The organism is Kocuria sp., assembly GCF_030538595.1.
GTDB lineage: Bacteria > Actinomycetota > Actinomycetes > Actinomycetales > Micrococcaceae > Kocuria.
In genome coordinates, this window is sequence record NZ_JAUNTS010000013.1 from 1 (window position 1) to 13,296 (window position 13,296).

The following is a 13,296-nucleotide window of genomic DNA, read 5'->3' on the forward strand; positions in this document are numbered from 1 at the left end:
TGCGCAGTTTGATCCCCCATCAGCGCTGATGGGGTATCAAACTGCGCACGGCTTGTTTTGTGTCCGGGTGTTGGTGCAGCTCAGGGGCTTGAAACATCCGAGACAAGCAAGCTGATGTACAGTTCCCCGATCGGGTGCAAGCGTCCATGGTCTGCTCCCGTTTTCTGTCCCTCTCACCAACGGAGGAACCGTGGAACAGCTCATTGAACTGATTGGCCGGGTCGACACCTGGGTCTGGTATTTCGTTTTCGTCATTCTGGTGGGCTCGGGTCTATTCCTGACCATCCGCACCCGCGCCGTTCAGTGGCGCTCCATCCCCGAGATGTTCCGTGTTCTGGGGGACCCTCCCGGCGAAGACCCCGACGGCAAGAAGGGCATCTCCTCCTTCCGGGCATTCACTGTCTCAGCAGCTTCACGCGTGGGTACGGGCAACATCGCTGGTGTTGCTTTGGCTATCAGCCTGGGCGGCCCAGGTGCGGTGTTCTGGATGTGGGCCATTGCCGCGATTGGTGGCGCCAGTGCTTTTGTGGAGTCCTTGCTGGGTCAGCTCTACAAGCGGACTGGCAAGCACGGTTACTACGGTGGACCCGCGTATTACATGACGCATGGCCTCAACGCCAAGTGGATGGGTGCGTTGTTTGCAGTCATCATCACGGTGACCTACGCCTTCGTGTTCAACTCCGTACAGTCCAACGCGATCGTCGATGCACTGGCTGGCTCCTTCAATGTGGACACAGCCTCTGAGGACAGCCTCATGTTTCGGGTCCTGGTGGGCCTGGCCATCGTGATCCTGACTGCGCTGATTATCTTTGGTGGTATCCGCCGGATTTCCGCGTTCACCCAAGCAGTCGTGCCGATCATGGCGATTCTGTATGTGTTCCTGGGTCTGCTAGTCGTTGTTCTGAACATCACCGAGGTCCCCGGCATGATCGCCGACATCATCCTGGGTGCCTTCGGCCTCCGGGAGTTCGCGGTGGGCAGTTTGTTCGGTGTGTTCATGTTGGGTATGCAGCGTGGCCTGTTCTCCAACGAAGCCGGTATGGGCTCTGCTCCCAACGCCGGTGCCACGGCCTCCATCTCCCACCCCGCCAAGCAGGGTTACGTGCAGTCCTTGGGCGTCTACTTTGATACCTGGCTGATCTGCTCGATGACCGCGTTTATCGTATTGCTCTCAAACCCCACGTTTGGTGAGAGCGCTCAGGGGGCCGCGCTGACTCAGTCCGCCCTTGCTACTCAGCTGGGCACCTGGGCCATCCACTTCCTGACAGCGGCCATCTTCCTGTTCGCCTTCACCTCGGTGATCGGCAACTACTTCTACGGTGAAGCCAACATCATGTTTCTCACGGGGTCTCGAACCGCCATGACCATCTTCCGTGTACTGGTTCTGATGTTCGTGATGATGGGTGCTGTTGCAGCGCTTGAGTTGGTGTGGGCACTGGCTAACGTGTCCATGGCGTTCATGGTCACCATCAACCTCATTGCCATCGTGCTGCTCTCCGGTGTGGCCGTGAAGGTGCTGAAGAATTATGAGGCGCAGCGCCGCCGCGGCGAGGAGCCCATCTTCACGGGCTCCGACATTCCCGGCCTCAAGGGCCTGGATGCCTGGGACGGTTCCGATCGGGTGACCACCAGCATGTTCTGGACTCAGCAGTTGAAGAAGGTCAAGCGCTGATCTCCTGATCGGTACTTGGCTGCAGTTCACTTCACTGCAACAACGACGACGCCGGCCGCTCACCTCACCAGGTGGGCGGCCGGCGTCGTTGTTGTGATGTTGGAGACGCTCCGCTACTTGATGGACTGGTAGGCGTCCAGGGCATCGGCCCGTGAGGTCTTGAGGTCCACAATGGGCGCCGGGTAAAGCTCCACCGTTTGGGCCGGTCGTAGGTCGGCATGGGCAGGAAGAGCGGAGTCCGCCTCGTAGAGCTTCATGATGGAGCTGGTCTCCACCTCCGCCAGTTCAGGAACCCAGCGGCGGACGTAGGTGGCGTCGTCGTCAAATCGTTCGGCCTGGCGGCGCGGGTTGAAGATGCGGAAATAAGGGGCCGCATCCGCGCCGGTTCCGGAGGCCCACTGCCAGTTGCCCGGGTTGGAGGCGGGGTCGGCATCCACCAGGGTGTCCCAGAACCACTGCTCACCCAGGCTCCAGTGGACCCCCAGATTTTTGGTCAGCAGGGAGGCCACCACCATGCGCACGCGGTTGTGCATCCAGCCGGTCTCCCACAGCTGACGCATGCCTGCATCCACGATTGGATGCCCGGTGTGCCCGGAGCGCCACAGGGCCACTTGATCGGCTACGGGCTCCTTCTCCGGGGACTTCCACGGAAAGGCGTCAAACCGGGAATTGAGATTGCGCTCATGCAGGTCAGGGTAGTGATACAGCAAGTGATAGTTGAACTCGCGCCACAGAAGCTCAGTCTTGAACGTCTCCGCAGATTCGGAGGGCGCCCCCAAGGCGTGCTGCTGGGCCATCTCCCAGGCGCGGCGAGCGCTGATCTCCCCGTGGGCCAGATACGGAGACAGCCCCGAGGTTCCGGGTCGATCCGGAAGGTCCCTGGCGCTCGCGTAATCCTCCACGGGACCGCTGAGGAAATCCTCCATCCGTTCGACGGCGGCCACCTCCCCGGGCTGCCAGGTGAACTTGGCGGCCCAGTGGGGTTCTGTGGAACTCTCCAGTGGAGTGCCGAGCTCCAGACCGGACACGGTCTTGAACAGGGAGGTCTGTGATGTCACCGGTTCCGGGACACCCACCGGCTGCCCGTTGAAGGCTTCCTCCGATTCCATGAACCGTTTGGAGAAGGGCGTGAACACTCGGTAGGGCCCACCCTGGCCTGTGCTAACCGCCCAGGGGTCATGCAAGGTGTGGGCGGTGTGCCCCCGTACCGTGATGCCCTGCTCTTTGAGGGTTTCGGCCCAGCGCCGGTCCACGTCCAGGGCTGATTCACCCCACCGGCGGTTGGCGTGCACCGCGCTGAGTTGAAGTTCTTTTACCAACCGGGGGATGAGTTCATCCACGGGAGCGCTCACGGCCAGCATGGGGATGCCCAGGCTTTCCAACTCCGAGCGGAACAGGGCCAAGGACTGGGAGGTCCACCAGGTGAATGCCGCACCGGGTGCACGCACGTTGGTGTCTTGGCAGACCAGCGCCACCACGGACTCCCCGGAGGTGCTGGCCTGTTCAGCCGCGTGGAACAGGGCGGGGTTGTCATCAACCCGCAGATTCATGCCGAGCACGGCCAAGATTGTCATGAAGCAACCTTATCGTTCGGCTGGAATCCAAACTCTCTGGGCCCCATGCACCCCTGGCTGTAGTGGCCGATCACGGTCGGCACCGGTGGTGGATCAGCGCTTGCTCTGATTGCGCAGATACTCCCGTGCCACGGCGGAGAGGTTTTCCACCGGCAGACCTGCAGGGCACACTTCCGTGCAGTCCCCGTAGGTGGAACACGGGCCAAAGGTTTCATCGGCCGTGGTGATGACTTTGTCGGTGCGCTCACGCCGTTCGTCGTCGTCCTTCATCAGCGGAGGAAGTTCGGTGAGCAAAGAGCCCACGAACAGCTGCCCCGAGCCGTTGGGGCAGGCTGCCACACACGCACCGCAACTGATGCAGCCGGCGTTGCTGAGAGCTTTCATGCCGGCCGGTCCGCGGGCTGCCTTGACCACGGTCCGCAGGGCTTTGTTCTTGTCCACGGACAAATCGGCTTTGACCGGAAAAGCTACAGCGCGCAGCGGTTCTAATCGCACCCGGTCTCCGTTGCGGAATGCCCGAACGTGCTGCTGGCAGGTGGCTTTGTTGTACTCGGGACCGTGAGCCACACCGTCCACCATCACACCGCACTTGCCGCAGTTGCCCTCGCGGCAACCGTCGTCGTACGTGACAGGTGCAGCGCCGTCCGGAAGCTGTGCGTTGAGTAGGTCCAAGAGCTCCAGGACGGTGGTGTCCGGGCTGACTCCGGTGACGTCGTAAGTGACAAATTGGCCCTGTGCCTGGGCAGCGGACTGGCGCCACACTTCCACCGTCACGGTCTTGGTGATCTTCACGCTGAATTCTCCTGCTTGGAACGTTTGCGGCGGCGGCGCTCAGCGCACCAGCCGCAGCTGGATGGCCACGGGAATGCTCGCGTTGCCCAGGGCCACACCGGTACCCACCAGGCGCCCCGCAAGCTCCAAGACCTGGCGAGTGCGGCGATCTGCGGACAGTCCGGTGTCATTGCCCACCTGGGTGATCCCCTGCGCCGTATGCGCTGCCAACGCCACCATGGCAGCCAGGTACAGGGCGGCCACGGACGGCCTCTGCAGGGAAGTCACCAGGTTGCGGTAGGCGGCACCGGGTGTGTGCTGGGCGGCTGCGGGCCGGACCCCCAACGTCAAATCGGCAAGATGGTGAGCGGCAAACAGGCCCAACACCGTGCCCGTGGAGCGCATGGAGCGCTTGGCCACCTCCCACGCCGTACGACGACGCCCCCGCGGTTGCGTTCGTTTCTGGGCCCGGGGACGTGAGGCGGACTGCTGCGCCCGCACCGTCAACGCCGCAGCGCAACTGAGGTGTGTGGCGGTGCTGGCCAACAGCCCCACGCGGAAGAACCACAGGACGGTTCCGCGCGGCAGGACCGGGGCCCCTACGGTGCGTAAGAAGTGGGCGTAATCGTCAAATTTTTGTTGACCCAGATAGACCTGAAGGTTGCCCAGCATGTGCGCCACCGTGAAGGCAGAGAAGATGGTGCCACTGGATGCCATGGCCAACTTCAACTGCGGGGAGGGCGGCATCTTGTCCACGGCGTTCTGGGCAAGCTCCAGCACGGCACGCAGCTGAGGCTGGGTTGCGGCTGCCGAGGTGGTCCCGCGAGCGCTGGCGGGAGCCGCTGCTGAAACGGAAGAGGTCATGCCCAGAAGCCTATGCCGTGGTGGCTACCGATCAGGAACTCGGCGTAACAGGCTCTCACTGACCGGCAGGTTGAGCTTGGTCCGCCGGGTTGGTTTGGTCGGTCTGGTCGGGATCGGTCTGGTCCCCCGGAGCTGTCTGGTCGGGATCGGTCTGCGGGCAGTCGAAGGTGGTCACCCGGAAGCGCAGGTATTGCGGTTCCCGCCTGGTGTCATCCGTCAGGGTGCACTGGTTTTCCAGCAGGTGATCTTCTACCAGGGGGTAATTGGGGTCGTCGCTGTAGGAGACCACGGCAACGGAGCCGGTTTGATCCATTTCCCAAGCCTGCTCGTAGGGGATGTTCACACCCCACAGGCTTTCCGAGTCCTGCGGGTCGATCGCCAGCATGGGATCGTTGTAATCCTCCTCCGGCGGGTAGGCGATGAACAGCCCACGCAGCGGTGGAGCCATGAACACCACGGTGTCTGCCTGAGCGGCTTCCTCCGCGGAGGTCCGGTAACCGTCCTCCTTGGCGTACTCGCCGTTTTGAGCCAGCAGGGAGGGAACGGACAAGCCCACCAGTGCGGCAGCCAGCACGGCGCCCAAAACCCGCCACGGGATGGCCGCCAAGCCCATGGCAATCAGCAGGATCAGTGCCGGAGTGGTGAAGGTCAGATAGCGTTCCTGAAAGAACTGACGCCCGGACATCTGAGCTGCCAGCACAATGGCGCACGGGAGCAGAATCATGCTGGCCACCCACAGCAGCATCCACCGGGCCCGGCTCAGTGCAATGCCCGCCACCACCACCAGCGCAGTGAGTGCCGCCAAATACGGAGCCACGGCAAAGACGGCGTCGGAATACTCGCCCGTGATGTTGCGGGGGCTGATGAAGTACAGGGTCAGCACCATGGCCCGGAAGACATCCGCAGTTGTCAGGTTGATCCAGTCCACCTGCGCACTTTGGGTCATGCCAATGAAAGCCAGGGGCAGGCAGGCGGTGGCCACCAGGGCACACGCAATCAGAATGTTGAGCCAGTGCCGCCATCCCCACCGCAGGGAACGGAGGAAAAACACCGGCAGCAAAAAGATCGAATACATGGAGAAACCCGTGGCAGCTGCCATGCTGACGCCGAACCCCACCACGAGCAGCCCGTTGCGAGTGGCCGCATAGCGTTCAAAAGCCCACCAGGCCAGAGCCACACTCATGACCGCCATGGCGTAACCGCGAGCCTCCTGACCCGCCCAGCTCAGCCCCGGCAGCACCGCACCGACCACAGCGATCATCAAGCCGGTGAAAACCACCCGCTGTGTCATGAAGCGCTGGGCATATGTCATGCCGATTCGGGTCAGGGCAAAGGCTGCGATCATCAGCGCAATGGCCGAGGGGGTCCGCATGGCCAGCTCGGAGGTGCCGAACACCCGAACCCACGGAAACATCACCGCGTAGTAGAGACCGTGGACGGCATCAATGTCTGAGAGCATGCCCACCAATGAACTCAGCGGGCGCTCCACCGCGGAGATGGTGGCGGTTTCATCAAACCAGAACTGGGGTTTGGTCATCCCCCAAAAGGCCACCACTGCGGTGAGGGCGGCTGCCAGCCAGGCGGGCCACCACGGAAGCCGAAGCACCGGTGCAGCAGAACTGCCGCGTTCCCGAGTCTGGGTGGCGTCCGCCTGTTGTGAACTGATGCTCATTGCACTCCTAGAGAAGATCAGAACATACAGTACGACGCCGGGTAGGCACCCGGGTGCGTAGGCCCACCCCCTGCCCTACAAAAGTGGTTCAGACCCAGCCTTGTTCGCGTGCTTTGAGGGCCAACTGGAACCGATTACAAGCCCCCAGGTGGGTGGTGAGTTCCCCCAGCAGGCCCCGGTACGTGCACATGTCCAGGTTGAGGCGGTGGGCAATGATGTCATCCGTGCAGCCGATGCTCAGCAACTCCAAGATGACCCAATGCACCTCTGTGGGGAAGTCCTGGTCAGGATCGTCCTCCGTAGGGAGGGCGGTGACATCCATGGGCTGCCCCGTCTCCGGGGCCTCTGCGTTGCCGGTGGGTTCTTGGGCCTGCCGTCTGGCGTGGCCAGCGGTGCGGAATGCGGCTGAAATGGGCACCACGACGTCGTCGGAAATCGCCGGCGCACGGTGGCCGTTCGATGGATGCAGATCCCGCGACAAAGGTGTCATAGGTCTCATCATGGACTGTGGGAGCGCAGTTCGCCACACGGGCAGACACCTGTCAGCGCAATATTGCGCGGGGTTCCCCACGGCCTGCGGTGGTGGAGGCAGTTCGATGTTGGGTTGTGTGGGTATTCGCGGCAACCGAATGAACTGTGAAAACAACCGGAGTAGCGTGAGAGTTGCGCCGTGGTCAGGCCACACGATTGACCGTGACGGTGCGGTTACTCCTAGAGAACAGAGAACATTGTCATGACACCCTCGGCCCCGAAAGACACCACCGAGGCCCCGGCGCCCACCGCAGCAAACACACTCAACCGCAACATGATCATCAAAGTGGCCGTGATTTTGGCTACGGTGCTGATCATCTGGTTCATTCCTCCGCCGGAGGGTGTGGACCCGCGCGGCATGCACATGGCCGCCATTTTTGTGGGCACCATTCTGGGGCTGGTGCTGCAACCGTTGCCCACCGCAGCAGTGTCCATCATCGGTTTGGCCGTAGCAATGATCACGGGAACCATGAACGTTGGGGAGGATGAAGCTCTCACCGGCTTTTCCTCCAGCGCCGTGTGGCTCATTGTGGCGGCGTTTTTCATTGCGGACGGTTTCCTGCTGACCGGACTGGGCCGCCGTATTGCCCTGTGGTTCGTGACCAAACTGGGGAGATCTTCATTGGGCCTGGCCTACGGCATGGCCGCAACTGACCTTCTCATGGCCCCGGCAACGCCGTCGAACACCGCACGCGCCGGTGGCGTGGTTTTCCCCATTGTGAAGTCCCTGGCCGTGGTGCAGGGTTCCACCCCGGAAACCGATGAATCACGACGCCGCTTGGGCGCCTTCCTGTCCATGTCCACCGTTCAGGTCAACACCATCACCTCCGCCATGTTCCTGACTGCCATGGCCGGTAACCCGCTGGCCCAACAGTTTGCCGCGGAACAAGGCGTGGACATCACCTGGGGCAACTGGGCCCTGGCCGCGGTGGTCCCCGGTCTTGCCGCCCTGATTGTGGTTCCGTGGGCGCTGTCCAAGGTGTATGCCCCCACCCTCAAGAAGACTCCGGAAGCTCCGGCTCAGGCCAAAGAGGAGCTGGCCAAGCTGGGCAAGCTCACCCGCCCTGAACTGATCATGGCCCTGACCTTTGTGCTGCTGTTGCTCATGTGGTCCGTGGGCGGCTCCTTCGGTGTCAATGCCACGGCTACTGCCTTTGTGGGGATCGCCATTTTGCTGTGCACCCGCGTGCTGACCTGGAAGATCATGGCTGCCAACGGCGGTGCATGGTCCACTCTGATCTTCTTTGGTGTGCTTGTGGGGATGGCAGGCCACCTCAACACTTTGGGAGTCATCACCTGGATCGGTAACTCAGTGTCCGCAGCTGTGGGGCACCTGCCGTGGGGCCTGGCTTTTGTGGTGCTGGCACTGGTCTACTTCTACGTCCACTACTTCTTTGCCTCCAACACCGCGCAGATTGTGGCCATGTACGCCGTGTTCTTGGCGGCAGCCATTGCGGTGGGCACTCCGCCGTTGCTGGCCGCGCTCATGCTGGGCTTTGTGGGCAACCTGTTCGGCGGCCTGACGCACTACTCCTCCGGTCCGGCCGGCGTGATCTTTGGCTCCGGCTACGTCAAAACCCCCGAATGGTTCCGAGTGGGCTTCATCATGTCCGTGGTGAGCATCCTGGTCTTCGGGCTGGTGGGCTTTGCCTGGATGGGCGTGATCGGGATGCTCTGACCCAGCGACGACGACGTCCCGGGAACCTCACGTTCCCGGGACGTCAGTTGGTTGGACGGTTAGTTGTCTGGCTGGACGATCAATTGTCCCGATTGCGCAGCACGGCGGCGCGGGCTGCCTCCCGGTTCACAGCGCTGATCGCGGAGATGGGAATGCCGGCCGGGCAAACCTCCACGCATTCGGCGTAGACGGAACAGGGCCCGAACTCCTCCTCCGTGGTGGCCACCACCTTGCGAGCCCGCCGCGCCCGTTCCGGTTTTCCCTGGGGCAGCACGGACATGTGAGACAACAGCGCCCCGGAGAACAGATGAGCGGCACCGTTGGGGCAGGCGGCAATGCAGGCGCCACAGCCAATGCAAGCGGAAAAATCCAGGGCGGTTTCCGCCACTTTGAACGGTACCTGCCGGGTGTCTGCATCCGGGGCGGTCCCGGCATCCACGGAGACATACCCCCCGGAGGCAATCACCTTGTCCAGGGCGGAACGATCCACCACCAGATCACGCACCACTGGGAAGGACGCCGCACGGAAGGGTTCCAACTTGAGGTGGTCGCCGTCGTTGTAGCTGCGCAGATGTTGGCGGCAGGTGGGGGTGTTGGGCACCTTGCCGTGCGGGACGTTGTTGACGGTGATCCCGCAGGTCCCGCAAATGCCCTCCCGGCAGTCGGTGTCAAAGGCAATGGGCTCTTCCCCGGCTTCCACCAGTTGATCGTTGAGCCGGTCCAGCAGCTCGGGCAGGGACATTTCCGGGGTGGCGTCGTCCACCTGGTAGGTCACGAATCGCCCGTCAGCTTCCGCGTTCTCCTGCCGCCAGACCTCGATTGTCAGCTTCATCATGTTCTCCTCGTCACGCCAGCTCCCGGCGGGCTCAGGCGTAGTTTCTGGTCTGTAGGGGCACGGCCTGGAAATCCAGGGGCTCCGCGTGCCGTACGGGGCGTCCCGGGTGCATGTGGTCACCGGTGGTGTGTTCCCAGGCGGAGACAAAACACCACTGGTCGTCATTGCGCAGGGCTTCACCGTCCGGGGTCTGGTGCTCTTCCCGGAAGTGAGCGCCGCAGGATTCATCCCGGTCCAGAGCATCCAGGCACATGAGCTCGGCCATTTCCAGGTAATCCGCAATGCGGCCTGCCCGCTCCAACTCCTGATTCAGTTGCCGGCCTGTGCCTGGAATGCGCAGATCTGTCCAAAAGGCTTCCCGCAGCGCCTGAATCTCCTTGATGGCGTTCTTCAAACCGCCCTCCGTGCGGGCCACGCCGCAGTCGGTGTAGAGAATGTCTCCCAGCGCACGGTGGAAGTGATCGGCACCTTTGGTGCCGCCAATGCTCAGCAGTTTTTCGGTGCGCTGTTTGACCTCCGCCACCGTGCGTTCGACGGCGGGGGAGTCCAGCCCCAGCGGTTCCTCACCCAGATGGTTGGCCAGGAAGTTGGGTACCGAGTACGGCAAGGTGAACCAGCCGTCCACGCAGGCCGACAGCAGGGAGTTGGCTCCCAGTCGGTTGGCGCCGTGATAACCCCAGCCGGCTTCACCACCCACGAACAGACCGTCCACGGAGGTCATCATGTTGTAATCGCTCCACAGCCCGCCCATGGCAAAGTGAGCGCCCGGCGCAATGCGCATGGGTTCGGTGTAGGGATCCTCACCGGTGGCATCAAAGTACATCTCAAAGAGGTTGCCGTAGCGCTCCTCAATGGTATTTTTCCCCAGGCGATCAATGGCATCGCGGAAGTCCAGGTACACGCTGTTCTTCAGCGGCCCCACGCCGTGACCGGATTCGATCTGTTCGCGGGCTGCCCGGGAGGAAATGTCACGCGGGGACAGGTTTCCGTAGGAGGGGTATTTGCGCTCCAGGTAGTAGTCGCGTTCCTCCTCCGGTATCTGGTTGGCCGGGCGGTCATCATCTGGATTCTTGGGCACCCAGATCCGGCCGTCATTACGCAGGGACTCACTCATCAAGGTGGTCTTGGACTGCCAGTGCGAACTCACCGGCAGCGCCGTGGGATGGAACTGGATATAGGACGGGGAGGCAAAATACGCCCCGCGCCGGTGCGCCCGCCAGGCTGCCGTCACATTGGAGTTGTGCGCCAACGTGGAGCGGAAATACACGTTGCCGTAGCCACCCGTGCACAGCACCACCGCGTGGGCTGTCTCAGCTTCGATCTCACCCGAGTACAGATCCCGGACCACCACACCCTGAGCGCGGCCGTCGTCCACAATCAGATCCAGGACCTCACGGTGGGTGCGCAGATCCACGGTGCCCAATCCCACCTGGCGTTGCAGGGCGCGGGCAGCGGCCACCTGGAGCTGCTGCCCGGTCTGGCCACGGGTGTAGTACGTGCGGGACACCTGGACACCGCCGAAGGAGCGGGTGCGCAGTTCGCCACCGTATTCGCGGGCAAATGGTGCACCAATGGCATCCATGTGGTCGATCACCCGTACGGATTCTTCACCCAACCGGAAGCAATCCGCCTCCCGGGCGCGGAAGTCACCACCCTTGACGGTGTCTTTGACAAAACGTTCCAGGGAATCGTTGTCCACCTTCTTGGCACGGGCCGAGTTGATGCCACCTTGGGCAGCCACCGAGTGGGCGCGGCGTGCGGCGTCGTGAAAAGTGTAGGAGACCACGTTGTAGCCAAGCTCTCCCAGTGCGGCAGCGCACCCGGCGCCGGCAAGGCCGGTGCCCACCACAATCACCTTGAACTTGCGCCGGTTCAGCGGGCTGACCAGTTTGTAGTCGAGTTTGCGTCGGGCCCAGGCGGTGAGGGGGTCGCCGTCGGGAACATTGCCGTTGAGGGGTTCGGGGGCGTAGCTGACCAAGCCGTCCGTGCTGGTGGGCTGCTGCTGGGTGAGGCCACGAGTGCTGGCTGGGGGTGTTCCGTCACCAGCGGCACTTTGCTGTGCGGAGGCCCGCTCCTGGGGAGCCTGCAGATCAGGTGAATCTTGCTGAGGCTTGGCCACCGCGGTCTGCTCAGTGGTTTCCGCAGGCTGAGTCTGCCCCACCGCTGCCCGGAGCTTGGAACCAAAATTGCGGAAAGTACTCACTGGATCACTCCTGTCAGAACGGCCACGGGAATGGTGATGTTGCCAATGGCCACGATCAGTCCGAACAGCAGCCCTATACCGGCCAGGGCTGAGAAGACACGGGGCCGCAAGCCCACCCCAAAATCGACGACGGCGCTGACCACCCCGTGGGCCAGGTGCAGGGCCAGGCAGGCCATGGCGATGATGTAGAACAACGCCACCGGCCATCGGCTGAAGGAGGCCACCAGATTGGCGTAGGCGTAGGAGGCATCGTGAGTGGCGTGCTCAAAGCCTTCCGGACCAGCCGGGGCCATGCCCAAGGTCAGATCCAAGATGTGGAAGATGATGAACAGCAGCAGCACCACGCCCGTGACCATCATGGTGCGCGCAGCAAACACATCCAGCCCCAAGCCTTTGCGCTTCCAACGGCCACGAGCCGTGGCACCCCGGCGCCGTAGCAGCAGCGCGCAGTAGACGTGGGCCACCAAACAGGCCAAAAGCACCACGCGCATGATCCAGAGCAGACCCTCGTAGGGAAGCACCGGATAGAAAGCCACCCGCAGCCAGTGAGCGTAACTGTTGAAAGCCTCTTCACCCTGGTAGATCTTCAAATTTCCGATCATGTGCACCAGAACAAAGATGGCGAAAATGGCGCCTGTGGCGGCCATGATGAGTTTGGCGTAGACAGATGGAAGGCCACCGCTGCGCCCTGCGCGCGGTGTTGAACTGACCTGAGACCCTGCATTCAATAACGTGGACATGGCGGCTCCTGGCGGCATTAACAGGCGCCGGTTCCGTCCGGATGGTCCGGTAAAACACCGGCACCTGTTTCAACCCTATGGACAGGTGCCCGGGGGGCGAAGTCAGTTGCACAGTTGCCAGGTGGGCCGTCCCGTCACATGACAGGACTCATGTGTTTTGGGTGTGGGCAGGGCGCCGGGAGCGCGGGGAACTTACCGGTTCATACGGTATTCGGCCTCCGGACCCACCGCCTCCGACTTGGTGAAGCCGGCATCCACCAGCAGATCCTCAATGTGCTGATTGTCCTGGGGCACGGAGGCTCGAATGACCGTCACGTGAGAGTCGGCAAAAGCCAGTGCCGTCAGCGCTGCCAACCCTTCAGCGGCAAATCCACGGCGCCTGCTTTCGGGAGCCAAAAATCCCACGATCTCCAGGGCACCCTCAATGGGGGCAGCTGCAAAACCTGTGGAGCCAATGACCAAACCGGTCTCCACTTCAATGCAGGCCAGCGCCGAATACATGGTTTCCGTGAAGAAGTAACCGCCCGCTTGGGCAATGTCCTTGAGTTGGTCCACTGACTCTGGAATGGGGAACCCTTGCGCAAAGTGTTCCAGACTCACTCCGTCAATGACTGCCTCAATTTCCTCCGCGGTGAAGGGCCGTAGGAGCAACCTTTCGGTGCGAACGTGCTGGGCACCCGGAGGGTCCTGCTGCAGGTTGTGGGTCACGTGAATCGAGTACCTTCCAATGCGGTCCCACCCTTTGGGCTGGGCCTG

11 protein-coding genes are annotated in these 13,296 nt (G+C 62.5%); 2 read left to right on the forward strand and 9 right to left on the reverse strand.

Going from position 1 to position 13,296, the window contains the following annotated elements:
- Window positions 1-190: 190 nt before the first annotated feature.
- Window positions 191-1,672 (forward strand): alanine/glycine:cation symporter family protein, encoded by a 1,482-nt coding sequence (locus Q4G32_RS10795; RefSeq protein WP_303351336.1) that lies wholly within the window; start codon window positions 191-193, stop codon window positions 1,670-1,672.
- 113 nt (window positions 1,673-1,785) lie between these two features.
- Here Q4G32_RS10795 and Q4G32_RS10800 read toward each other — a convergent pair whose 3' ends face one another.
- The 5 genes from Q4G32_RS10800 to Q4G32_RS10820 all read right to left on the reverse strand — a co-directional run bounded on the left by Q4G32_RS10800 (window position 1,786) and on the right by Q4G32_RS10820 (window position 7,043).
- A complete protein-coding gene (locus Q4G32_RS10800; protein ID WP_303351338.1) occupies window positions 1,786-3,246 on the reverse strand; it encodes a cryptochrome/photolyase family protein in 1,461 nt (486 codons plus the stop codon).
- Between the two features lie 93 nt (window positions 3,247-3,339).
- Window positions 3,340-4,038 (reverse strand): 2Fe-2S iron-sulfur cluster-binding protein, encoded by a 699-nt coding sequence (locus tag Q4G32_RS10805; RefSeq protein ID WP_303351340.1) that lies wholly within the window; start codon window positions 4,036-4,038, stop codon window positions 3,340-3,342.
- Window positions 4,039-4,077: 39 nt separating this feature from the next.
- The gene (locus Q4G32_RS10810) at window positions 4,078-4,881 is read right to left on the reverse strand and encodes a succinate dehydrogenase cytochrome b subunit (RefSeq protein WP_303351342.1); all 804 of its coding nucleotides are present in this window, start codon (window positions 4,879-4,881) and stop codon (window positions 4,078-4,080) included.
- Window positions 4,882-4,936: 55 nt separating this feature from the next.
- The gene (locus Q4G32_RS10815) at window positions 4,937-6,553 is read right to left on the reverse strand and encodes a glycosyltransferase family 39 protein (RefSeq protein WP_303351343.1); all 1,617 of its coding nucleotides are present in this window, start codon (window positions 6,551-6,553) and stop codon (window positions 4,937-4,939) included.
- A gap of 88 nt (window positions 6,554-6,641) precedes the next feature.
- Entirely contained in the window at window positions 6,642-7,043 is a 402-nt protein-coding gene (locus tag Q4G32_RS10820; RefSeq protein WP_303351344.1) for a hypothetical protein, read from the reverse strand.
- Window positions 7,044-7,286: 243 nt separating this feature from the next.
- Between Q4G32_RS10820 and Q4G32_RS10825 the strand changes: the two genes are divergently transcribed.
- Window positions 7,287-8,762, forward strand: a complete 1,476-nt coding sequence (locus tag Q4G32_RS10825) for an anion permease (RefSeq protein WP_441327498.1) — start codon at window positions 7,287-7,289, stop codon at window positions 8,760-8,762.
- 79 nt (window positions 8,763-8,841) lie between these two features.
- Here Q4G32_RS10825 and Q4G32_RS10830 read toward each other — a convergent pair whose 3' ends face one another.
- The 4 genes from Q4G32_RS10830 to Q4G32_RS10845 all read right to left on the reverse strand — a co-directional run bounded on the left by Q4G32_RS10830 (window position 8,842) and on the right by Q4G32_RS10845 (window position 13,248).
- Entirely contained in the window at window positions 8,842-9,594 is a 753-nt protein-coding gene (locus tag Q4G32_RS10830; protein ID WP_303351497.1) for a succinate dehydrogenase/fumarate reductase iron-sulfur subunit, read from the reverse strand.
- Window positions 9,595-9,628: 34 nt separating this feature from the next.
- Window positions 9,629-11,575 carry a fumarate reductase/succinate dehydrogenase flavoprotein subunit gene (locus Q4G32_RS10835; protein ID WP_441327500.1) on the reverse strand — a complete coding sequence of 649 codons (1,947 nt, stop codon included), beginning with the start codon at window positions 11,573-11,575 and terminating at the stop codon, window positions 9,629-9,631.
- A 221-nt stretch (window positions 11,576-11,796) separates the two neighbouring features.
- Window positions 11,797-12,540 carry a succinate dehydrogenase cytochrome b subunit gene (locus Q4G32_RS10840; protein WP_303351348.1) on the reverse strand — a complete coding sequence of 248 codons (744 nt, stop codon included), beginning with the start codon at window positions 12,538-12,540 and terminating at the stop codon, window positions 11,797-11,799.
- Window positions 12,541-12,732: 192 nt separating this feature from the next.
- Complete coding sequence (locus Q4G32_RS10845) at window positions 12,733-13,248, reverse strand: GNAT family N-acetyltransferase (RefSeq protein WP_303351349.1); 516 nt, start codon at window positions 13,246-13,248, stop codon at window positions 12,733-12,735.
- Window positions 13,249-13,296 lie beyond the last annotated feature (48 nt).